Here is a 22,496-nt window from a genome sequence, read left to right on the forward strand (position 1 = left end):
TGTTGTTCCCGTCGATCGGGTTGTCTCAGTCACTGGGCGGTGGCGGCGTGTCCGACGACGCCGCGTTCGTGCAGGACTTCGGGGGTGAGGGCGGGTGGCCAGCGGGTCGTGGTGTCGGCGTGGGCGCCCCGCAGGTCCGTCTCCGACAGGTCGGCGTCGCGAAGATCGGCGCCTTCGAGGTGAGCGCTCCGCAAGGAGGCTTTCCGGAGGCCGGCCCCCACGAGATTCGCTTCGCGGAGATCCGTGGCGCGCAGATCGCAGCCGTCCATGCGGGTCCCCTGCAGCCTGGCGCGGGCGAGGTTCGACCGGCGGATGAAAGCGCCGCTCAGGTGCCGGCCTTCCAGGTGGACGCTGCGGAGGTCGGCTCGCGACAGGAGCAACGGAGGAGCATCGCGATTCGCCGGTGTCTGAGCGAGGATCTCGATCGCGACCTGCACGTCGGGCGCTCGCAGACGCAACCACGGCAGGTCGTGGTCGACCGGTTTCATCGGTTGCTCAGGCCACGGTGAGCGGTTTCGCAGGAAACTGCCGATGGTGAACTGGACGAACCGCCGGTCCTGAGGCGAGTCCTTCGCGATCCTTTCGAGCACGTAGAGGCCACCGATCCGGACGTCCACGTGGCCGTTGGCCAAGTACTCCACGGCGCGACTGAAGCGATCGGTTATCTGGCCGTCCTTGTTGACCCGGACCTGGTACCAGGTCACCGCACCGCCCGCCGCCAGCAACAGGCCGCCGAAGAACTGCAACAGGCTCGAACGCAGAGCGGTTTGCGCCGCCTCGCGCTGCAGCACGAACCTCGCCTGGAGTTCGGTCAGACTCGCGAGGTCGACACGAGGCGACGGATGGATCAACTGCGGCACGAACAGGACAACACCCAAACCGAACAGGACGACCACGCCAAGGCCGGCCGCCCCCAGTCCCATCCTCAGTCTGCTCACGACGGGACATCTTCGCGGCGGCCTTGCTCGGGGAGGTATCCGCTGTTGGGGTTCAGCCCAGGTAGCGAACCTGCCTGGCCTTGCCCTCCGCCACCTCGTCACGCGCCGCGGCGATCTCCGGCCGGTGCGACACCTCCGGCACCCCGACCTCCCACCAAGCCCCGGCCTCGGTCCACGAAGACGGATGCGTCCGGATCACGACCACGGCCGGCCGCTTCTCACCCACCGCCGCCTCACGAGCCTTGCGGTAGGCACCTTCCAGCTCACCCAGCGACTCGGCCGAGAAGACCGCGCAGCCCAGCGCAGCCGCGTGCGCCGCGAAGTCCGTGCGGGGCGGTTCGGCGTGGGAGGTGGTGCAGTCGGGGTAGAGGTTGTTGAAGCCCGCGCCGCCCTGGCCCGTCTGCAGGCGGTGGATGACCGCGTAGCCGTCGTTGTCGCAGACGACCGCCACGAAGCCGTGGCCTGCGAAGGCGGCGGAGAAGAGTTCCGAGTTCAGCATCAGGTACGAGCCGTCGCCGAGCAGGGTGGTGACCACGCCTTCCGGCCGTGAGATCGCCGCGCCCCAGGCACCAGCCAGTTCGTAGCCCATGCAGGAGAAGCCGTACTCCACGTCCATTGTGGACTCGCCGGAGGCTCGCCAGCCGCCGATCAGTTCGCCGGGCAGGCCGCCGGACGCGGTCATGACGTAGTCGGTGGGGCCGCTGACGTCGTTCACGATGCCGACGACCTGGGCGTAGGTCGGGAGGTCCGCAGACGCCTCGCGCAACGACGTGATGTGCGCGTCCCACTTCGTGCGTTCCGCAGACGCGCGCGACGACCACTCCGCAGGCGCCTGCCAGGAGCCCAGGACGTCGGTCAGTTCGCGCAGGCCCTCGTCGGCGTCGGCGACCAGGGCGAACGAGCCGTGCTTCACGGCGTCGAAGCGGGCCGCGTTCAACGACACCAGGTGCACGTCCGGGGAGAAGACGGTCCAGGAGGCCGTGGTGAAGTCCTGCAGGCGGGTGCCGACGGCGAGCACCACGTCGGCTTCGGCGGCCAGGACGTTGGCCGAGGTCGAGCCGGTGATGCCGAGCGGACCGGCGTGCAGGGGGTGTTCGTGCGGGACCAGGGTGCGGCCCGCGGTGGTCTCGACGACCGGGATGTTGTGCTGTTCGGCGAAGCGCAGGGCACGGCCGGCGGCGCCGGAGTAGCGGACGCCGCCGCCCAGGACGAGCAACGGGCGCGACGCCGCGCGGATGGCCGAGGCGGCGTCGGACAGTGCGTTCAGGTCCGGGCGGAGCCGCAGCGGGCGGTGCACGACCGGCTCGAACAGCGAGGAGGGGAAGTCGTACGACTCCGCCTGGACGTCCTGTGGCAGCGCCAGAGTCACGGGGCCGCAGTCGGCCGGGTCGGTCAGGACTCGCGCGACCTGCGGGAGCGTCGAGAGCAGCTGCTCGGGGCGGGTGATGCGGTCGAAGTAGCGGCTGACCGCGCGGAACGCGTCGTTCACCGTCGCGGTCGGGTCGTGGAAGTGCTCGACCTGTTGCAGCACCGGGTCGGGCGCGCGGCCGGTGAAGGTGTCGCCCGGCAGCAACAGGAGCGGCAGGCGGTTGGCGTGGGCGACGCCCGCGGCGGTGACCATGTTCAGGGCGCCGGGGCCGATCGACGACGTGGCGACGCCGACCTGACGGCGGTGCGAGGCCTTGGAGATGCCGACGGCGGCCAGTGCCATGCCCTGCTCGTTCTGCCCGCGCCACACCGGAATCCGGTCGCGGACCTCCTCCAGGGCGTTGCCGATGCCGAGCACGTTGCCGTGGCCGAAGATCGCGAACACGCCGGGGAACAGCGGTGCGACCGAGCCGTCGAAGAGTTCGGTGCGCTGCGCGAGCATCCAGCGGACCAGCGCCTGCGCGGTCGTGAGCTTCACTTGACCCGCCCCTCTGCTGTCGTGACCGGGCACCGGGGATCGAGCTCCTGCGCCGCCCAGCTGTCGCGGACCCAGGTGTGCGCCGGGTCGTCGCAGAACGCCATGGACCGCTCCGCACCCGGACCGGCCAGGACGTTCAGGTAGTACATGGGATAGCCCGGCGCCGCGACGCACGGACCGTGGTAGCCGCGCGGGATCAGGAACACGTCGCCGTCCCGCACGGTCACGTCCTCGTCGATCGTGCCGTCATCGGTGTACGTGCGGTGGAAGCCGAAGCCGGTGCGCGACGGCGTCACGCCGTCCCGGTCGGCGATGCGGAAGTAGTAGATCTCCTCGTTCTCCACCTCGCACGGCTCCGAGGAGTCGTGCTTGTGCGGCGGGTACGAGGACCAGTTGCCGTCCGGGGTGATCAGCTCGCACGCGTTGAGCTTGTCGGCGTGGTCCCACACGCCGGGGACGCCGAAGTTGGTGACCTGCCGGGTCGCGTTACCGGAGCCGCGGACCTCGACCGGAACCCCGCCCGCCGGTCCGTACTTCGGCGACAACCTGCGATCACACCGCGCCATCGGCAGCGCGATCTCACATCCGTCCACAGAGGACAGAACGACCGATGCGTCCCGCGGCACGTAAGCGAAGTCCGTCACCCGCGTGAAGACCGAGTCACGACCCTGCAGCTCGAAGCGAAGATCATCGACCTCGACCGACAACGATCCGGCCAACGGCAGGACGAACGCCTCGAACTCGCCGGTCTCGACCGTCACCGACCCACCGGCCTCGACCCGCAGCACGCGCAGCCCGGTGTAGGTCCAGCCGGCGTCTTCCGGAGACAGGAAGATCACGTCGGACGAGGTCGAGAGCGTCCCGAGTGGACGGTGCAGGGTCATTCCGTGATCCCCTTCGCGGTACGGAGGATTTCAGCGGCAGCGGCGACAGCGGCGGCGACGTCGCCGTCCGGCGGGTAGAGCAGCGCCCGTCCGACGACCAGCCCGCGCACGGTCGGGTGCTGCAACGAACGGCCCCACGACGCCAGGTCGTCCTCCGGCCGTTCGGAAGGCACGCCACCGAGCACCAGCGCGGGCAACGCCGTGGTGTCCAGCACGACCTCGGGCTCGTCCGGCGCGGGCAGCTTCAGCCAGGTGTAAGCGGAGGTCGAACCCAGCCCGGCGGCCACGGCCGAGGCCCGCGACAGAGCCGCGGCGTCCTTCTGCAGCACCAGCTTGTCGTTGTGATCACGCTTGTACGGCAACGGTTCCACCATCGCCATCAGGCCGTGCTCGGCGAGCTCCGTGACGGCTCGCGCGCAGCCCTCCAGCGTCGGGATCGTGCCGGGGTCGGAGTCGACCAGCCGCAGCAGCATCTTGCCGCCGTCGAGGCCGAACGTCGCGATGGACGACGCGGAGTACGCGGTGAAGCGGTCGTCGATCTCCCAGTCCGCGCCGGCCAGGCCGCCGCGGTTCATCGAGCCGATGACCACGCGCTCGTTCAGGCCGTCGAGCAGCAGCAGGTCCTCGATCACGTCGGGCGTGCCGAGCACGCCGTCGACGTCCGGGTTCGCCAGTGCCGTGAGCAGACGCGCGAGCAACGACCGCCGGTCCGCCATCGCCAACGGGTCGCCACCGACGCCGAGCGCACCGCGTGCCGGGTGGTCCGCCGCGACCAGGAACAGCGTGGACTTGCCGTTCAGCAACGAGTTCCGGCGCTTGCGCGACTGATAGGCCCGTCTGATCGAGCCGGGGTCCTCCGCGCGCCGCCACAGCAGTTCCCGCCACTGGCCGTCGGTGATCACAGCAGTTCCTCGATCTCTTCCTGGTCCGGCATGGCATCGGCGCAGGCCAGCCGGGACGCCACGATCGCGCCCGCCGCGTTGGCGTAGCGGGCGGTCTTCACCGGGTCCCACCCGGAGAGCAGGCCGTGCACCAGCGACCCGCCGAACGCGTCACCGGCACCCAGTCCGCACACGACCTCGACCGGGTTCGGCTCGACGGTCCAGCGACCTTCCGGCGTGGCCACGAGCACGCCCTCCGCGCCCTTCTTGACCAGCGCCAACGAGATCCCGTGCGCCAGCAGACGGTCAGCGGCGAGATCGGGATCGGACGTGCCGACCGCCACCTCGCACTCGGTGCGGTTGCCCACGGCGACCGTCACGTGGTCGAGCATCCAGCCGATCTCGGCGCGCGCGGTCTCGACGTCCGGCCAGAACATCGGCCGGTAGTCGAGGTCCAGCACGGTGTGCCCGTTGCGGGCGCGGCTCGCCAGCATCATCCGCTGGGTGCCCCGCGCGGGCTCCGCGGACACGCCCGTGCCCGTCACCCACAGCAGCGGGACGTCCCGCACGAGCGACCACGGCACGTCCTCCTCGCCGAGCGTCAGGTCCGGCGCGATCGGCAGGCGGTAGAACAGCAACGGCGGGTCGGCGGGCGGGTTGAGCTCGCAGAACACCACCGGCGTCAGGAGATCCGGCGACGTGCCGACGTGCTCCGACGAGACGCCGAAGCCCTCCAGCGCCTCGCGGACGTACGTGCCGAAGCCGTCCGGGCCGACCTTCGTCAGCACCCCGGCGCGACGGCCGAGCCGGGCGGCGGCCACCGCGACGTTGGTCGCGGTGCCGCCGAGCGACTTGGCGAACGTGCTGACCCTGGCCAGCGGCACCCCGGACTGCTCCGGGTAGAGGTCGACACCGACCCGGCCGACGGTCAGCACCTCCAGCGACGTCACGCCTCGACACCCCGCAGCTCGTGCTCCAGGGCCTCGAGCTCGGCACCACCGGCCATCTGCTTGGTCAGCTCGTTGATGTCGATCTCGGACTTCTCGTAACTGCCCAGCGCACGGCCACGCTTGAGCAGCAGGAACCGGTTGCCCACCGGGTAGGCGTGGTGCGGGTTGTGGGTGATCAGCACGACGCCGAGGCCGCGATCACGCGCCTGGGCCACGTACTTCAGCACCACTCCTGCCTGCTTCACGCCCAGCGCGGCGGTCGGTTCGTCGAGGATCAGGACCTTGGCGCCGAAGTGCACGGCACGCGCGATGGCGACGCACTGCCGTTCACCGCCCGACAGGGTCCCGACCGGCTGCTCGACGTCGCGCAGGTCGATGCCCATGTCGGACAACGCCTTCTTGGTGATCTCCTTGCCCTTCTTCCGGTCCAGGAACCCGAACTTCGTCGTCGGTTCCGAGCCCAGGAAGAAGTTGCGCCACACCGACATCAGCGGCACGACGGCGAGGTCCTGGTAGACAGTCGCGATACCGCGGTCCAGCGCCTCGCGCGGTGAGGAGAACTTGATCTCCTCACCTTCGACCTTGAAAGTGCCCTGGTCGTGCTGGTGGACGCCGGCCAGGATCTTGATCAACGTCGACTTGCCCGCGCCGTTGTCGCCGAGTACGCACGTGACCTCACCGGCGTTGACCACTGTGGACACGTCGCTCAACGCGATGACGCTGCCGTAGGTCTTGCCGATGTTCTCGGTCTCGATCAACGAGGTCATCGCTTCACCCTTTCCGCCCGGCGCCGCAGCATGTTGTTCACCAGCACCGCTGCCAGCAGCATCACGCCGAGGAACAGCTGGAACCAGTCGCTGTTCCAGCCCGCGTAGACGATGCCCTGCCTGGCCATGCCGAAGATCAGCGCGCCGATCGCCGCGCCCACCGCGGAGCCGAAGCCGCCGGTGAGCAGGCAGCCGCCGATCACCGCCGCGATGATGTACTGGAACTCGAGGCCGATGCCCTGGTTCGCCTGCACGCTCGCGTACCGCAGGATGTTGATCGACCCGACCAGCCACGCGGCGAACGCCGTGGTCATGAACAGCAGGATCTTCGACCGCACGACCGGCACGCCGACCGCGCGCGAGCTCTGCGCGGCGCCGCCGATCGCGAAGATCCAGTTGCCGAACCTGGTGCGCATCAGGATGGTCGACGCGACGACGGTGAACAGGACCCACCAGATGATCGACACGTAGAAGCTCGTGCCGCCGATCTGGAACGTCGAGGCGAACAGGAAGCCCGCCGACTCGTAGCCGGCGGTCTCCCGCATGCCCGACACCTGCACGCTGCCGGTGACCAGCCGCGTGACGCCGAGGTTGAGGCCCTGCAACGCGAGGAAGCTGCCCAGCGTCACGATGAAGCTCGGCAGGCCCGTGCGCATCACGAGCCAGCCGTTCAGCGCGCCCACCGCCAGCGCGAAGGCGAGCGACACCAGCAACGACAGCCAGACGTTGAGTCCGAGCTGGGTGGCGAGGAGAGCCGTGACGAGCGCGGTGGAGGCGGTCATGACACCGGCGGACAGGTCGAACTCGCCACCGATCATGAGCAGCGCCACCGCGACCGCCATGATGCCGAGCATGGAGGCGTCGTCCAGCCAGGTGGCCGCGCCGCCCATGCTCAGGAACTGCTCGGTGACCACGGAGAAGAACACGAACACCAGCAGTGCGCCGAGCATCGCGCCGATCTCAGGACGCTTGATCAGCTGGTCCATCGGCTTCGGCTTGCCGAGCCGTTCGTCGGCAGCCGGTGGCGCTGTGGCCGTCACGGTCATCTCCCCGCTTCCCCTTACCTCTTGCCGTTCTTGGCGTACTCCGCGACCTTGTCCACGTTGGACTTGTCGACGAAGCCGGGACCGGTGAGGACGGGCTTGCCACCGCCGAGCGTGTTGGCGTTGTCCTTGAACAGCTTCAGCATCACGACCGGCAGGTAGCCCTGCTGGTACTGCTGCTGGTCGACGGCGAACAGCACCTCACCGGACTTGATCGAGTTGACCACGTCCGCGTTGAGGTCGAACGTCGCGACCTGCGCCTTGGAGCTCGCACCCTTGATGGCCGAGGCCGCGTTCACGGCGACCTGCGGGTTCAGCGCCAGCACGCCGTCGACGGCCGAGTCGGACTGCAGCTTGGCCTTGATGCGGGCCTCGATGTCGGTCGGGTTGGAGATGTCGACCTGCAGGTTCTCCACCGCGCCGCCGAAGCCGCTGCGGGCGCCGTCGCAGCGCTGGTTGAGGCCCGAGTTGCCGGCCTCGTGGATCACGCAGAGCAGCTTGGTCTTGCCCGCGGCCTTGAGCTTCTTGCCGGCTTCCTCACCGGCGATCGTCTCCTCCTGGCCGACGTGCGCCATGGCACCGAACTCCGCGCTCTTCGCGCTGCCGGAGTTGATCGTGATGACCGGGATGCCCGCCTTCACCGCGTTCTCGATGGAGGTCTTCAACGCGTCGGGGTTCGCCATCGACACCACGATGCCGCCGACCTTCTGCGACACGGCGTTGTCGATCAGCTTGGCCTGGGCGCCGGGGTCGCCGTCGGAGTTGTAGGTGACGCCGACACCGAGCTGCTTGCCCGCGTCCTCCGCGCCGACCTTCACCACGCTCCAGAACGCGTCACCCGCCGTGCCGTGCGTGATGACGGCGACCTTGAGGTCACCCGAGGGGGCGGGGGCGCTGTTGTTGCCCGTGTTCTGCGAGTTCGTACCGGTGGGACCGCTGCAGGCGGCGAGTAGAGCAACACCCGCGAGCGCCACGCCCGCACGGATGACCAAGCGAGACTTCATCGTCTCCAGTCCCTTCAGAGGATCTTTCCGAGGTGCGCGAGGCTGCGCGCGGTGTCCTTCAGTGGCTTGTCCACAGAACTGCCGTCCTTGAGCTGGGTGTCCTGCTCAAGCACGAACCATCCGGCATAGCCCGCCTCTTGAACGAGCTGCACCAGCGCTTCCACGTCCACGTCGCCGTCCCCGAGCGGCACGTAGATGCCCTGTTCCACGGCATCGGTGTAGCTGAGCTCGCCGCTGCGCACCTTCGCCGCGATCTCGTCACGCACGTCCTTGAGGTGCACGTGACCGATGCGGTCCGGGTAGCGGCGCACCAGCCCGACCGGGTCCGTGCCACCGATGAGGAGGTGGCCGGTGTCCAGGCAGAGCTGGAGATCGGAGTCCGCGAGGAACCGTTCGACCTCGGCCTCCCGCTCGACGTGGGTGCCCACGTGCGGGTGCAGCACGGTCCTGAGCCCGTGCTTCGCGGCGATGTCGCGGATCTTCGCGCAGGTTGTGACGAGCGTGTTCCACTCGTCGTCGCTGAGCTTGGGGGTCTCGTCGTAGCCGTCCAGTCCGGTGGCGGCGGCGAGCACGAGGACTTCGGCGCCCCCGGCTTCGAGGATGGCGGCGACGCGGTCGGCTTCGTCCAGAGTGGACTGGACGTCGGTGTGCAGCGGGACCGCCAGGAAACCGCCCACGAGGGTGAGGTCGTGACTGCTCAGGAGGGTCTTGAGCACGTCGGGGTCGGCCGGGAGGTAGTCGGGCGGGCCGAGTTCGGTGGCCGTGAGGCCGAGCTCGTGCATCTCGCTGAGCACGGTGTCGGACGGCAGGACGTTGCCCCAACCGGGCACCTCGCACACACCCCAGGAGATCGGTGCTCCCGCGATCTTCGCCATTTACTCCCCCTCGATCCGCACCGGCGCGCCACTGCGACGCGACTGCTCACACGCGACGGCCAGGCGGAGGCTGATCAAACTCTCTCGCGCCGGCGACGGATTCGCGACCTCTCCCTTGATGACCTGCGTGAACAGGTTCATCTCGTTCACGTAGGCGCGGTGGAAGCGCTCGGGGAAGCCGGGGTAGGCGTCCGCACCGGCCACGTGCCCGCCCGGTTCCAGCGAGTTGAGCGGCGTGCGGGGATCGACGCCGACGACCAACGAGTCCTTGCTGCCCATGACCTCGATGCGGTGGTCGTAGCCGACCGGGTCGTGGCGTCCGCCGGCCAGCGTGGCGTGCGCGCCGCCCGCGAACTTCAGCAGCACCACGGCGTTGTCCACGTCGTCGGCGTCCGCGAACGCCTGGTGCACCAGCACGGACCCGCTCGCGTAGACCTCGACGACCGGCTCACCGACCAGCCACGGCACGGCGTCCAGGTCGTGGATCAGCAGGTCGCGGAAGATGCCGCCGGAGCTCGGCAGGTAGGAGAAGTCCGGCGGGTTCGCGTCGTTGCCGATGGCCCTGACCAGGTAAATGTCGCCGACCTCGCCCGCGCGGATGCGGCGGTTCAGCTCGTAGATCGCCGGGTCGAACCGGCGCTGGAAGCCCACCAGCACCTCGACACCGGACTTCTCGACGTCCGCGATCAACGCGGCCATCTCGTCGACGTCGCTCGCGATCGGCTTCTCGCACAGCGTGGGCACACCCCGGCCGATGGCGGCGCGCAACATCTCCGGGTGGGTGTCGGTCGGGGTCGCCAGCAGCACGCCGTCGACGCTGCCCAGCAACGTGTCGAGGTCGTCGACGGCCTTGGTCTCGGCCAGCTCCGCCGACACCTGCGCGGCCCGGCCGGGCACCGGGTCGAAGAGGAGCACCTCGTCGACGCGATCCAGCGCGGCGAGGTTGGTCGCATGCATGGTGCCGATCCTGCCGACACCCGCTACTCCGATCCGCATCGCAGGTTTCCCCTGTTCGTGGCTGTGATGTTTTAGAGCGCTCTATTGGTTGGAGCGCTCTAACCCTGTAACTTCGGCCACAGGGTGTCAAGAGGGGAGGTGGGTCCAGAATGGTCAGGCCGACGATGGAAGATGTCGCTCTGCGGGCGGGCGTATCCCGTGCCCTGGTCTCACTGGTGATGCGCGGCTCACCCAAGGTGAGCGACATGCGACGCACCGCAGTGCTGAAGGCGGCGGAGGAGCTGGGCTACTCACCGCACGCGATGGCGCGGTCGCTGGCCTCGCGCACGTCCACCGTGCTCGGCGTGATGGTGTCCGACCTGCACAACGCGTTCTTCGCGGAGGTCGTGGACGGCATCGACGAGGTGGCGCGCGAGCAGGGGTTCGACATCATCATCAACACCGGTGGCCGTTCACCCGCCCGTGAGCGCCGTGCGCTGGAGTCCTTGCTCTCCTTCCGGCCTGCCGGACTGATCCTGTTGTCGCCCGTCGTGCCGGCCACTGCCATTTCCAAGGCTGCTGAACAGCTTCCCGTCGTCTTGGTCGCCCGGTCGTCTCGGGTGTCCACTGTGGATACCGTCAACGACGACGGCGAGGTCGGGGCTCGGCTGGCTGTCGATCACCTGGTTTCGTTGGGGCATCGGCGGATTGCTCACCTGGACGGTGGTGAGGGGACACAGGCCGGGCCTCGGCGGCGCGGGTACGTGGCCGCGATGGAGTCGCACGGGCTGGTGCCGCAGGTCGTTTCTTCCGAGTACACCGATGCTGCCGGTGCGCGGGCGATTCGTTCGATGATCGTTGATGGCGCTTTGCCCACCGCCATCCTGTCTTGCAACGACTTCAACGCTGTCGGCGCTATTTCGGCTCTTGAAGATGCCGGGCTGCGGGTGCCTTCGGATGTTTCTGTTGTGGGGTATGACAACACCTCGCTGGCGGCGTTACGGCACGTCTCGTTGACCACGATCGACCAGCCCCGTGCCGAGTTCGGCCGGTTGGCTGCGGATGCGCTTCTGCAGCGCGTCCGGGAAGAGCGCACCGAGCCCGTGCGCCATCTCCTCACTCCCTCGCTCGTTGTTCGGACCACGACAGCACCGCCGGAGCGGCGAAGCCGCGACCAATAACACGGAGGTTTGCGTTGAGCACCATTCCCCACTGGATCGACGGCGCGCGCACCACCGGGGTGTCGTCCCGGACTTCCGACGTCTTCAACCCGGCCACCGGTGAGGTGTCGGCGCAGGTCGTGCTGGCCGAGCAGGCGGACGTCGACCTCGCGGTCTCGTCTTCTCTGAAGGCGGCGCAGTCGTGGTCGGAGTCGTCGCTCGCCACGCGCTCGCGCATCTTGTTCAACTACCGGCATCTGCTCGACGTGCACCGGGACGAACTGGCCGCGATCATCACGTCCGAGCACGGCAAGGTGCTGCCCGACGCCGCCGGCGAGGTGCGGCGCGGCCTGGAGGTCGTCGAGTTCGCGTGCGGCATCCCGCAACTGCTGAAGGGCGAGCACTCCGAGCAGGTCTCACGCGGCATCGACGCGTACTCGATCCGGCAGCCACTCGGTGTCGTCGCGGGCATCACGCCGTTCAACTTCCCCGTGATGGTGCCGATGTGGATGTTCCCCATCGCCATCGCCTGCGGGAACACGTTCGTGCTCAAGCCTTCCGAACGCGACCCGTCGGCGTCCGTGCGGCTGGCCGAGCTGTTCCAGGAGGCCGGCCTGCCCGACGGTGTGCTGAACGTCCTGCAGGGCGACGCCTTCGCGGTCAACGCACTGCTCGACCACCCGGACGTCGCCGCGGCGTCGTTCGTCGGCTCGACCCTGATCGCCCGGCACGTCTACTCACGCGGCACGGCGGCCGGCAAGCGCGTGCAGGCTCTCGGTGGCGCCAAGAACCACATGGTCGTGCTGCCGGACGCCGACCTCGACGTGGCAGCCGATGCCGCTGTTTCCGCTGGTTACGGCTCCGCGGGCGAGCGTTGCATGGCGATCTCCGTGGTGGTGGCGGTCGGTGACGCGGGTGACGAGCTCGTGGAGAAGATCGCCTCGCGGACTCGCTCGCTGCACGCGTCCGTGCTGCCGGGAACCCACGCCGACGCACAGATGGGGCCGTTGGTCACCGGCGTGCACCGCGACCGCGTTCGGTCCTATGTGGACGCAGGCGCGGAGGCCGGCGCAACGCTGGTCGTGGACGGACGCGGGTACGCGCCTGCCGGGTCGGAGGGCGGGTTCTGGCTCGCGCCGACGTTGTTCGACCACGTTTCCACGGACATGACCATCTACACGGACGAAATCTTCGGGCCGGTGCTGGTGGTCGTGCGCGTCGAGACGTTCGAGGACGCCCTGGAGCTGGTGAACGCCAACCCGTACGGCAACGGCACGGCCATCTACACCGGCGACGGGCTGGCGGCGCGCGAGTACCAGCGGCGCGTGCACGTCGGGATGGTCGGCATCAACGTGCCGATCCCCGTGCCGATGGCCTACTACTCGTTCGGCGGGTGGAAGGACTCGCTGTTCGGGGACACGCACGTGCACGGAGCCGAGGGGGTGCGGTTCTACACGCGGGCGAAGGCGATCACGGCTCGGTGGCCGCAGCAGCACGGCGTGAACCTGGGGTTCCCGACGCACGGCTGACCAGACGGAGAAGGCCCCCGCCGGGAGAACGGGGGCCTTCGCAAACGAACGCGGTCAGGCGTCGACCTTCTCGCGCTCCGGTTCCGCAGCAGCAGGCGGCTTCGGCAGAAACCTCCTGATCAGCGGAAAGAACAGGATCACCAGGATCACGACGTAGACGACGACCGCCATCGGGCTGTTCACCAGCCCGGTCAGCGACCCGTCCGACAGCTGCAGCGAGCGGCGCATCTGCTGTTCCGCGGCCGGGCCGAGGATCACGCCGATGATCGCAGGCAGCACCGGCAGGCCGTAGCGGCGCATGCCGAAGCCCAGCAGGCCGATGACGAACATCAGCAGCAGGTCGAAGATGTCCGCGTTCACCGCGTAGGCGCCCACCGAGGCGAAGAACAGGATGCCCGCGTACAGGTACGGGCGCGGGATGCGCAGCAGCTTCGCCCACAGCGGGGCCAGGGGCAGGTTCAGAACCAGCAGCAGCGTCAGGCCGATGAACAGCGACGCGATCAGCGCCCAGACCAGGTTTGCCTCGCGCTGGAACAGCAAAGGCCCTGGCTGGATGCCGTAGGTCTGGAACGCCGCGAGCATCACGGCGGCTACGGCCGTGGTGGGCAGGCCCAGCGTCAGCATCGTCACCAACGTGCCCGCAGCCGAAGCGGAGGCGGTGGACTCCGGGCCCGCGACGCCCTCGATGGCGCCCTTGCCGAACTCGTCCTTGTGCTTGGAGAGCCGCTTCTCCGTCACGTACGACAGGAACGTCGGGATCTCCGCGCCGCCGGCCGGGATGGCGCCGAACGGGAAGCCGATCACCGGGCCGCGCAGCCAGGGCTTCCAGGTGCGCTTCAGGTCGGCGCGGGAGAGCCACGGGCGGCCTACGGGGATCGGCACGAACGGCTTGCGGCGCAGGTGGGCGGCCACCCACAGGGCCTCGCCCACCGCGAACAGGGCCACGGCCACCACGATCACGTCGATGCCGTCGGCCAGGTGCAGGGAGCCGAACGTCAGGCGTTGCTGGCCGGTCATCTCGTCCAGGCCGACCAGTCCCAAAGACAAACCGATCAGCAACGACGCGACGCCGCGGATCCGGGACGCGCCCAGGACCGACGTGACGGCGATGAACGCCAGCACCATGATCGCGAACAGGTCCGGCGCGCCGATGTCGACGGCGTGCTTCGCCACGAACGGCGCGAGCAGGACGATCAGGATCGTGCCGATGATGCCGCCGGTGAAGTGGCCGATGGCAGCGGCGGCAAGCGCTTGCGAGCCGCGGCCGGCCCTGGCCATCGGGTTGCCTTCGAACGCGGTCACGACGGCGGCGGACTCGCCCGGTGTGTTCAGCAGGATCGACGTGGTCGAGCCGCCGAACATGCCGCCGTAGTAGATGCCCGCGAACATGATGAACGCGCCGGTCGGCTCCATGCCGTAGGTGACGGGCAGCAGCAGCGCCACCGCCATGGCCGGGCCGATGCCCGGCAGGACGCCGATCGCGGTGCCGAGCAGCACGCCGATCGCCGCGAACAGCAGGTGGGTCGGCGTCAGCGCCGTGGCGAAGCCGTCGAGGAGCTGGTCCACCTAGAACACCTCCATCAAGGGGCCACCGGGGAGCGGGACGCCGAGCAGGTTGTTGAACACCGCGAAGGTGAGGATCGACAGGCCCGCGGCGATCAACGGGTCGCGGACGTAGGCCCTGCTGCCGAGCGCGTAGGCCGCGCCCCAGAACAGGACCGCGCCGGAGATCGGGAACCCGACCACGCCGATCAGCGCGGCGTTCGCGAGGAACGCGCCGCACAGCAGCAGGACGGTGCGCCAGTCGGCCGGTTCGGTCAGGTCGACGTCCTCGCCGCCCTCTGCCTGGCCGCGGCCGCCGCGCAGCACGTCGCGGGCCAGCAGCACGGCGACGAGCAGCAGCAGCGAGCCGACCAGGATCGGCACCGCCTTCGGGCCCACGGGACCGCGCTGGGCGAAGTCGGTGGGGATGCGCAGCGCGTCGGTCAGCACCAGCACGCCGAGCACCACGAGCAGGACGCAGATGCCCAGCTCGGAGCGGTCGCGGAGCCAGCCGCGGGGCTCCGTCCTCGTCACGGTCGTCATGCGAGCCCCAAGTCCTTCAGCACCGTTGCCACCCGCTTGTTCTCGTTGTCCAGGAACGTCTTGAAGTCGTCACCCGGTGCGAACGCGTCGGTCCAGCCGTTGCGCTGCAACGCTTCCTCCCACTGCGGCGTCTTCTGCAGCCGCGTGAACACCTCGACTAGCTTGGCGCGGTCGGTCGGCGAGATGCCGGGAGGTGCGACGATGCCGCGCCAGTTGGTGAACTCGACGTCCACGCCGGTCTGCCGCAACGTCGGCGCGTCGATGCCCTGGACGCGGTCCTTGCTGGTCACCGCGAGCACCCGCAACGTGCCGGCCTGGATCTGGTCGCGGTACTCGCCGACACCGGAGACGCCGAACGCGACCTTGCCGCCGAGCACCGACGCCAGCAGCTCGCCACCGCCGTCGAACGGGATGTAGTTGACCGTCTTGGGCTGCAACCCCACGGCCTTGGCGATCAGCATCGGCGCCAGGTGGTCGGGTCCGCCGGGAGCCGAACCACCGCCGACCGTCACGGTGCCGGGGTTGGCCTTCCACGCGTCGACCAGCTGTTGCATCGACGTGTACGGCGAGTCCTTCGCGACCACGACGATGTCCGGTTCCTCGATCAGCTTGGCGATCGGGGTGGTGTCGAGCAGCGAGTTCGGCGACTTGTTCGTGTACACCGCGCCGACGACGCCGAGGCCCATCGACATGATCAGCTTGCCGTTGCCGCGCTCACCGACCGTGCGTCCCAGTCCGACCGTGCCGCCTGCGCCGGGCAGGTTGAACACCTCGGCGTTGCGCAGCAGGTCAGCGTCCTCCATGGCCTTGGCCGCGGTGCGGGCGGTGATGTCGTAGCCACCGCCGGGCGAGTTCGGCACCAGCACGCGCAGTGACCGCACCTGGCTCCCTTCGCCGCTGTCCGCACCCGGCGACAGCAGCGGCGGCACCAGCAGGACGGCGAGCAACGCCGTCGCCACCGACACCCACACCTTCACCGACACTGTGATCCCCGCCTCTCGTCCGCGTGGTTGGACATGTTGCTCTCGTGTAAACCTTGGTGTCGCTCTTGCGCTCTCAAGGTTTCTTTCGGTCTTTCTGGTCAGAGTCCGGACTTCGTGGGGAGGTCTCATGCTTCGCCGCCGCTCCCTGGCGAGCCAGCTCCTCGCCTGGCAACTCGTAGTCGTGACGCTGCTGCTGTGCGCGGTGGGCGCGCTGACGGTCGTCCAGACGGGCAGCAACTTTCGCTCCAACGAGGAACGCCGGATGCTGGCCGTGGCCGAGACGGTCGCGGCGAACACGCTGGTCCAGGAGCAGATGGGCAACTGGCGGCTGCTGTCGGCGCCCGCCGAGACGGCCCGCAGCCTGTCCGGCGCCTCCTACGTGCTGATCCTCAACGACAAGCGGCTCGTGATCGCCTCGCCGTACCCCGACCAGATCGGGTCCACTCTGGACACCAGGACCACGGCGCTCGAAGGCCGGTCGTGGACGGGCACCGTACGCGACTCGATCGAGGCGCACGTGCCGGTGTTCGACCCGGTCAGCCGGCGGGTGAACGGCATGGTGATCGCGGGCGCGGAGGACCCCGGCATCTTCGCCGGCGCGCTGGAGCAGCCCGTCGACGTGCTGCGCTACCTCGCGATCGCGCTGCTCATCGGCGTCACCGGGTCGTTGCTGCTGGCCAGGCGGGTGAAGAACCAGACGCTCGGGCTGGAGCCGCACGAGATCACCGCGCTGGTCGAGAACCGCGAGGCGTTGCTGCACGGCATCCGCGAGGGCGTCGTCGGGCTCGACGGCCAGAACCGGATCACGCTGGTCAACGACCACGCGAGCGACCTGCTGGTGCTGCCGGAGGACGCGGTCGGCCGCTCGGTGGAGGAGCTGGAGCTGAACGACCGGCTGCGCGACGTGCTGACCGGGCGCTCGACCGGCGTCGACCAGCTGGTGCTGCGGCAGGGCGTCGTGCTGACGTTGAACCGCATGCCGATCGAGGGCGGGGAGGGCGCGGTCGTGACGATGCGCGACCGCACGGAGCTCCTTGCGCTGCAACACGAGCTCGACGCCTCGCAGCACGCGACGGACACGCTCCGCGCGCAGGCGCACGAGTTCGCCAACCGGCTGCACACGATCGCCGGGCTGATCGCGCTCAAGGAGTACGACGAGGTCACCAACTACATTCACCAGATCAGCACGGCGCAGGACCAGTGGCGGACCGAGGTCAGCTCGTCGATCGGCGACCCCGCGGTGGCCGCGCTGCTGATCGCCAAGGCGTCGCTCGCGGCCGAACGCGGCACGGAGCTGCGGATGGCGCCGGACAGCGTGCTGGGCCGCGTCGACGACGCGTTGTCGGCGGACCTGGTGATGGTGCTGGGCAACCTGGTCGACAACGCGCTGGACGCGTTGAGCTCGCCCGGCGGAGGCGGCAAGTGGATCGAGGTAGGTGTGATGCAGACGGACGACGAGGTCCAGGTGGTGGTGCGCGACTCCGGTCCCGGGGTGGCGCCCGAGCTCGCCGAGGAGGTGTTCCGGCACGGGTTCACGACCAAGGCGGCATCACACGGCGAACGCGGCATCGGGCTCGCGCTGATCCGGCGGGCGAGCCTGCGGCGCGGCGGGTCGGTCAGCGTGTCGGGGTCGGTCTTCACGGCAAGGCTGCCCTGGTGATCCGGGTGCTCGTCGTCGACGACGACTTCATGGTGGCCAAGGTCCACAGCGGGTACGTCGCGCGCACCGACGGGTTCGAGGTCGCCGGCGTCGCGCACACCGGCGCGGACGCGCTGCGGCTGGTGCGGGAGCTGCAACCGGACCTGGTGCTGCTCGACGTCTACCTGCCGGACCAAAGTGGACTCGAGGTGCTCAAGTCGTTGCGCGCCAACGAGGACGTGGACGTCATCGTGATCACCGCGGCGACCGACGTGGACACCGTGCGCAGCGCGATGCGCGGTGGCGTGCTGCACTACCTGATCAAGCCGTTCGACTACTCGGCGCTGCGCGACCAGCTCGCGCACTACGCGTCGCTGCGGGAGAAGCTGCACGGGCTGCGGTCCGCCGGGCAGGCGGACGTGGACCAGGTGTTCGGTGCTCGCCCCACCTCGAAACCTTTGCTGCCCAAGGGTTTGACGCCGGAGACCGCGCGGCTCGTCGAGAACGCGCTGCGGTCGCACCCGGACGGGCTGTCGGCGTCGGAGTGCGCGTCGGAGATGGGCGTCGCACGGGTGAGCGCGCGGCGGTACCTGGAGCACTTCGTGTCGACCGGACGCGCGGAGGTCCGGCTGCGGTACGGCGGAACCGGACGGCCGGAACGGATCTACGCGCTAGTCCCAGGAGCCTGACCGGCCACGGCCGCGCTTGGTGTCCGCACGGCGCTTCTTCGAGGCGATACGCCGTTCCTGCGACCCCTTGGTGGGCTTGGTGGCCCTGCGCACGGGAGGCGGTGGCGCGGCGGCCGCCCGCAGGACCGCGGCGAGCCGTTCCCTTGCGGCGGCACGGTTCTGCAGCTGCGCGCGGTGCTCGGACGCGGCGATGGTGAGGACGCCGTCGACGAGCCTGCCCCGCAACCGGTCGAGCATGCGGGTCTTGAGGTGCTCGGGGACCGACGGTGAGGAAGCCAGGTCGAACGAGAGCTCCACTCGGCTGTCCGCCGTGTTCACCCCCTGCCCGCCCGGCCCGCCTGACCTGGAAAAACGCTCGCGCAACTCGGACGCCGGAATCACCAGCGTCCGAGTCACGGTCACGTCGTTCATGCCTGCAAGGTTAGAAGGTCAGGCCCGGCAGTGTCGCGATCTTTATCAGCTCCTCGCGGTCCAGCACGGGCGCCGGCCGCTGCGGTTGACCTTCCAGACGGAACTCGCGCATGGAGGTGTCGGTGAAGTCGCCGACGTTGTTGCTGGTGACCGAGACGCGCGTGCCGTCGGGGTGGACGGCAAGGGCGTTCAGGACCTTCACAGCGGGCCGGCCGGGCACCGGGTACTGCTGGACGATGACCTTGATGCCGTTGCGTTCCACGATCTCGCACGCGATGCCGAGCTCGCAGGTGCCGAGGCTCGCGGTCGGAGGACGGTCAAGCGTGATCGACACGCCGCCGACGCCCTCGGTGTCCCGCAGCCTCGCCACGGCTCGGCGGTAGGTGTCTTGGAGGGGGTAGACGGTGTAGAACGTGAAGGCTGTGGCGTCGACCTCGGGGACATCTTCCGCGGTGATGCCGGACGGCAGCTGGTACCCGGTGCGCAACCGCCTGGTGAGCTCGGCGTTGTGGTCGGCCGGGGACTGCGCCGACGACCCGAAGCCGCTGTTGTCGGCTGCCTCCTCCGGGGTGGCCAGGTACCCGGTCACGCCGAACCCCGCCAGCAGCACGAACACCAGCGCTCCCGCGACCGCCGCGCGCCGGCGGACGAGCTTCGTCCTGCCCTTGCGGATCACCTCGGGGGTGTGGATGCGCGACGCCGGCTCGCCCACCAGCAGGTCGCGCAACGCGGCGAGCCCCTTGGAGGCCTGACTCTTCACCGTGCCCTCCGTCCTGCCGAGGACGCGGGCGGTCTCCGTGACGCTCAGGTCCTCCCAGTACCGCAGCACGACGACCGCGCGTTGCCCCGGTGGCAACGCGTCGAGCGCCTCCTGCAGGTCCAGGTCGGCGGACGGGTCCGCCACGGCGCGCTCCGGCACGGCGTCGACGGTCCGTTCACGCTGGAAGAACCCGCGCCGCGTCTCGTCGATGGCGGCGCGCACCAGCACCTTGCGCGCGTAGGCGTCGAGGCTGTCCTTGCGCACGCGCGACCACGCCACGTACAGCTTGATCAGCGCGGTCTGGACGATGTCCTCGGCACGGTGCCAGTCGCCGCACAGCAGGAACGCCGTGCGGCGCATCACAAGAGCACGTGCGTCGACGTACTCCCCGAACTCGCGGTCCCGGTCCAACTGCCCCTCCTCGGTCGTCGCCTAGTACGCGACGACCGGGCCGGGAGGTTGCCTCTCGGTCAGAAACGCGGGTGGTCGCCGACGAGCGCGGCGCCGCCCTGCTCGGACTTGGTGATCTCGCCGAGCACCCAGGCCGGGACGTGGCGCGCGGTGAGCACGGCCAGCGCGCGGTCGACGTCCTCCGGCGCGACGACGGCGACCATGCCGACGCCCATGTTGAACGCCTTCTCCATCTCCTCGCGCTCCACGCGGCCGCGCTGGGCGATGAGCTGGAAGACCGGCGCCGGCGTCCACGTGCCGCGGTCGAGGTTGGCGTGCAGGCCGGCCGGCAGCACGCGGGCCAGGTTCGCGGCCAGGCCACCACCGGTGACGTGCGAGAACCCGCGGACCTCCGTCTCGGCGATCAGCGCGAGGCAGTCCTTGGCGTAGATCTTGGTCGGCTCCAGCATCTCCTCGCCGAGGGTGCGGCCGAACTCCTCGACGTGGCCCTCGAGCGGCATGCGCGCGATCTCCAGCAGCACGTGCCGGGCGAGCGAGTAGCCGTTGGAGTGCAGGCCAGAGGAGCCCATGGCGATCACGACGTCGCCGTCGCGGACGCGGTCAGGACCGAGCAGCTTCGACTGCTCGACCACGCCGACGCCCGTGCCGGAGATGTCGTAGTCGTCCTCGCCCATCAGGCCGGGGTGCTCCGCGGTCTCGCCGCCGAGCAGCGCGCAGCCCGCCTGGACGCACCCCTCGGCGATGCCCTTGACCAGCGACGCGATCTTGTCCGGGTCGACCTTGCCGACGGCGATGTAGTCCTGCACGAACAGCGGCTCCGCACCGCACACGACCAGGTCGTCCACGATCATGGCGACCAGGTCGATGCCGATGGTGTCGTGCTTGTCGAGCGCCTGCGCGATCGCGATCTTGGTGCCGACGCCGTCCGTCGACGACGCGAGGACCGGCTCCTTCCAGCGGTCGAGCTTGAGCTGGAAGAGGCCGGCGAAGCCACCGATCCCGCCGAGCACCTCGGGCCGGTGCGCCTTGGCCGCCCACGGCTTGAGCTTCTCCACCGCCTCGTCACCTGCGGCGATACTGACTCCGGCGGCGGCGTAGGTGGCCTTGGCGCTGTCGGTCACGTCAACTTCTTCCACTTGGATCTGGGGTGCTTTTAGGGACGACGCAGGGCGTCTTCGGCACCATAGCCGTTCGGCAGGACGGGAGCGGCCGAGCCCGACACGCCCTTGAGACCCTCGAGCAGGTGCTTGCCGATGAGCGCGTCCTGCGGCAGCTCGATCGGGTACTCGCCGTCGAAGCAGGCCGAGCACAGCCGCGACTTGGGCTGCTCGGTGGCCGCGATGAGCTGCTCCAGCGACACGTACCCCAGCGAGTCGGCGCCGACCGACCGGCGGATGCCGTCGTCGTCCAGGCCGTTCGCGATGAGCTCAGCCCGGGAGGCGAAGTCGATGCCGTAGAAGCACGGCCACTTGACGGGCGGCGACGCGATCCGCACGTGCACCTCGAGCGCACCGGCCTCGCGCAGCATCCGCACGAGCGCGCGCTGGGTGTTGCCGCGCACGATCGAGTCGTCCACGACGACCAGCCGCTTGCCGCGGATGACGTCGCGCAGCGGGTTGAGCTTCAGCCGGATGCCCAGCTGGCGGATGGTCTGCGAGGGCTGGATGAACGTCCGGCCCACGTAGGCGTTCTTGACCAGGCCCGACCCGTACGGGATGCCGCTGGCCTGCGCGTACCCGATGGCGGCCGGCGTGCCGGACTCCGGCACCGGGATCACCAGGTCGGCCTCGACGGGGTGCTCCTTGGCGAGCCTGCGCCCGATCTCGACGCGGGTGGCGTGCACCCCGCGCCCGGAGATCGTCGTGTCCGGCCGCGCCAGGTAGACGTACTCGAAGATGCAGCCCTTGGGCTCGGGCGTCGCGAACCGGGTCGACCGCAGGCCGTCCTCGTCGATCGCGATGAGCTCACCGGGCTCGACCTCGCGGACGAAGCTGGCACCGACGATGTCGAGCGCCGCGGTCTCGCTGGCGACGACCCAGCCCCGTTCGAGGCGGCCCAGCACCAGCGGCCGGACGCCGTGCGGGTCGCGGGCGGCGTAGAGGGTGCTCTCGTCGGAGAACGTGAGGCAGTAGGCGCCCTTGACCGTGGGCAGGAGCTCCAGTGCCGCCTGCTCGATGCCCTTGTCGGCCGCCGCGTGGGCGAGCAGGCCGCAGAGGATGTCCGAGTCGGTCGTGGCGCCGTTGCGCTCGACGATGCCGAGCGACTTGGCCTTCTCCAGCAGCTCGGCGGTGTTCACCAGGTTGCCGTTGTGCCCGAGGCTCAGGCCGGAGCCCGCCGCCGTGGTGCGGAACGTGGGCTGCGCGTTCTCCCAGGTCGTGGACCCGGTGGTGGAGTAACGGCAGTGCCCGACGGCCACGTGGCCCTTGAGCGACTGCAGGACCTGTTCGTCGAAGACCTGGCTGACGAGCCCGAGGTCCTTGAACACGACGACCTGGGCGCCGTCGCCGACGGAGATGCCGGCCGCCTCCTGCCCGCGGTGCTGCAGGGCGTAGAGGCCGTAGTAGGTGAGCTTGGAAACGTCTTCACCGGGAGCCCAGACGCCGAAGACGCCGCACTCCTCACGGGGTTCCTGTTCGGGCTGGGAA

General features: G+C 69.5%; 20 protein-coding genes and 1 pseudogene. 4 read left to right on the forward strand and 17 right to left on the reverse strand.

Annotated features, from left to right (window positions below; translation table 11 throughout):
• Window positions 1-29: 29 nt before the first annotated feature.
• The 10 genes from ACFWV3_RS10410 to ACFWV3_RS10455 form a co-directional block, all read right to left on the reverse strand.
• Window positions 30-923 carry a pentapeptide repeat-containing protein gene (locus ACFWV3_RS10410; protein ID WP_382410418.1) on the reverse strand — a complete coding sequence of 298 codons (894 nt, stop codon included), beginning with the start codon at window positions 921-923 and terminating at the stop codon, window positions 30-32.
• Window positions 924-990: 67 nt separating this feature from the next.
• A complete protein-coding gene (iolD, locus tag ACFWV3_RS10415) occupies window positions 991-2,844 on the reverse strand; it encodes a 3D-(3,5/4)-trihydroxycyclohexane-1,2-dione acylhydrolase (decyclizing) (RefSeq protein ID WP_382410420.1) in 1,854 nt (617 codons plus the stop codon).
• Window positions 2,841-3,728 carry a 5-deoxy-glucuronate isomerase gene (gene iolB / locus ACFWV3_RS10420; protein ID WP_382410422.1) on the reverse strand — a complete coding sequence of 296 codons (888 nt, stop codon included), beginning with the start codon at window positions 3,726-3,728 and terminating at the stop codon, window positions 2,841-2,843. Before iolB ends, iolD begins: the two co-directional genes overlap by 4 nt.
• A complete protein-coding gene (locus tag ACFWV3_RS10425; RefSeq protein WP_382410424.1) occupies window positions 3,725-4,630 on the reverse strand; it encodes an aldolase in 906 nt (301 codons plus the stop codon). Before ACFWV3_RS10425 ends, iolB begins: the two co-directional genes overlap by 4 nt.
• Window positions 4,627-5,559, reverse strand: coding sequence for a 5-dehydro-2-deoxygluconokinase (gene iolC / locus ACFWV3_RS10430; protein WP_382410426.1), 933 nt, complete (start codon window positions 5,557-5,559; stop codon window positions 4,627-4,629). Before iolC ends, ACFWV3_RS10425 begins: the two co-directional genes overlap by 4 nt.
• The gene (locus ACFWV3_RS10435) at window positions 5,556-6,326 is read right to left on the reverse strand and encodes an ATP-binding cassette domain-containing protein (protein WP_382410428.1); all 771 of its coding nucleotides are present in this window, start codon (window positions 6,324-6,326) and stop codon (window positions 5,556-5,558) included. The genes iolC and ACFWV3_RS10435 overlap by 4 nt, the downstream gene beginning before the upstream one ends.
• Window positions 6,323-7,312: an ABC transporter permease gene (locus ACFWV3_RS10440; RefSeq protein WP_382410494.1), complete on the reverse strand. Its 990-nt coding sequence runs from the start codon at window positions 7,310-7,312 to the stop codon at window positions 6,323-6,325. The genes ACFWV3_RS10435 and ACFWV3_RS10440 overlap by 4 nt, the downstream gene beginning before the upstream one ends.
• Before the next feature lie 74 nt (window positions 7,313-7,386).
• A complete protein-coding gene (locus tag ACFWV3_RS10445) occupies window positions 7,387-8,373 on the reverse strand; it encodes a sugar ABC transporter substrate-binding protein (protein WP_382410430.1) in 987 nt (328 codons plus the stop codon).
• 14 nt (window positions 8,374-8,387) lie between these two features.
• Window positions 8,388-9,248, reverse strand: a complete 861-nt coding sequence (locus ACFWV3_RS10450) for a TIM barrel protein (protein WP_382410432.1) — start codon at window positions 9,246-9,248, stop codon at window positions 8,388-8,390.
• Window positions 9,249-10,244 (reverse strand): Gfo/Idh/MocA family oxidoreductase, encoded by a 996-nt coding sequence (locus ACFWV3_RS10455; protein WP_382410434.1) that lies wholly within the window; start codon window positions 10,242-10,244, stop codon window positions 9,249-9,251.
• A 110-nt stretch (window positions 10,245-10,354) separates the two neighbouring features.
• Between ACFWV3_RS10455 and ACFWV3_RS10460 the strand changes: the two genes are divergently transcribed.
• Window positions 10,355-11,365 (forward strand): LacI family DNA-binding transcriptional regulator, encoded by a 1,011-nt coding sequence (locus tag ACFWV3_RS10460; RefSeq protein WP_382410436.1) that lies wholly within the window; start codon window positions 10,355-10,357, stop codon window positions 11,363-11,365.
• Window positions 11,366-11,379: 14 nt separating this feature from the next.
• The gene (locus ACFWV3_RS10465; protein WP_382410439.1) at window positions 11,380-12,873 is read left to right on the forward strand and encodes a CoA-acylating methylmalonate-semialdehyde dehydrogenase; all 1,494 of its coding nucleotides are present in this window, start codon (window positions 11,380-11,382) and stop codon (window positions 12,871-12,873) included.
• 54 nt (window positions 12,874-12,927) lie between these two features.
• Here the strand turns inward: ACFWV3_RS10465 and ACFWV3_RS10470 are convergent, their stop codons facing one another.
• From ACFWV3_RS10470 to ACFWV3_RS10480, 3 genes are read right to left on the reverse strand one after another with little or no spacing between them, the layout of a single operon-like run.
• Window positions 12,928-14,439, reverse strand: coding sequence for a tripartite tricarboxylate transporter permease (locus ACFWV3_RS10470; protein ID WP_382410441.1), 1,512 nt, complete (start codon window positions 14,437-14,439; stop codon window positions 12,928-12,930).
• Complete coding sequence (locus ACFWV3_RS10475) at window positions 14,440-14,958, reverse strand: tripartite tricarboxylate transporter TctB family protein (RefSeq protein WP_382410443.1); 519 nt, start codon at window positions 14,956-14,958, stop codon at window positions 14,440-14,442.
• Window positions 14,955-15,923 carry a Bug family tripartite tricarboxylate transporter substrate binding protein gene (locus ACFWV3_RS10480; RefSeq protein ID WP_382410496.1) on the reverse strand — a complete coding sequence of 323 codons (969 nt, stop codon included), beginning with the start codon at window positions 15,921-15,923 and terminating at the stop codon, window positions 14,955-14,957. The genes ACFWV3_RS10475 and ACFWV3_RS10480 overlap by 4 nt, the downstream gene beginning before the upstream one ends.
• Before the next feature lie 145 nt (window positions 15,924-16,068).
• Here ACFWV3_RS10480 and ACFWV3_RS10485 point away from each other — a divergent pair, with 145 nt between their 5' ends.
• Together ACFWV3_RS10485 and ACFWV3_RS10490 are read left to right on the forward strand one after the other, a co-directional pair.
• On the forward strand, window positions 16,069-17,601 hold the full coding sequence (locus tag ACFWV3_RS10485; RefSeq protein WP_382410445.1) for an ATP-binding protein: 1,533 nt from the start codon (window positions 16,069-16,071) through the stop codon (window positions 17,599-17,601).
• The gene (locus ACFWV3_RS10490; protein WP_382410447.1) at window positions 17,598-18,269 is read left to right on the forward strand and encodes a response regulator; all 672 of its coding nucleotides are present in this window, start codon (window positions 17,598-17,600) and stop codon (window positions 18,267-18,269) included. Before ACFWV3_RS10485 ends, ACFWV3_RS10490 begins: the two co-directional genes overlap by 4 nt.
• On the opposite strand, the gene arfB is transcribed toward ACFWV3_RS10490, so the two are convergent.
• The 4 genes and pseudogenes from arfB to purF all read right to left on the reverse strand — a co-directional run.
• A complete protein-coding gene (gene arfB, locus ACFWV3_RS10495; protein ID WP_382410449.1) occupies window positions 18,252-18,680 on the reverse strand; it encodes an alternative ribosome rescue aminoacyl-tRNA hydrolase ArfB in 429 nt (142 codons plus the stop codon). The genes ACFWV3_RS10490 and arfB overlap by 18 nt on opposite strands.
• A 712-nt stretch (window positions 18,681-19,392) precedes the next feature.
• A pseudogene (locus ACFWV3_RS10500) lies at window positions 19,393-19,800 on the reverse strand (SigE family RNA polymerase sigma factor); the annotation flags it as partial.
• Window positions 19,801-19,910: 110 nt separating this feature from the next.
• A complete protein-coding gene (gene purM, locus ACFWV3_RS10505) occupies window positions 19,911-20,972 on the reverse strand; it encodes a phosphoribosylformylglycinamidine cyclo-ligase (protein ID WP_382410451.1) in 1,062 nt (353 codons plus the stop codon).
• Between the two features lie 32 nt (window positions 20,973-21,004).
• Window positions 21,005-22,496: amidophosphoribosyltransferase (gene purF, locus ACFWV3_RS10510; RefSeq protein ID WP_382410453.1), on the reverse strand; the 1,492-nt coding region annotated here is incomplete at its 5' end.

Source organism: Lentzea sp. NPDC059081 (genome assembly GCF_042738015.1).
GTDB lineage: Bacteria > Actinomycetota > Actinomycetes > Mycobacteriales > Pseudonocardiaceae > Lentzea.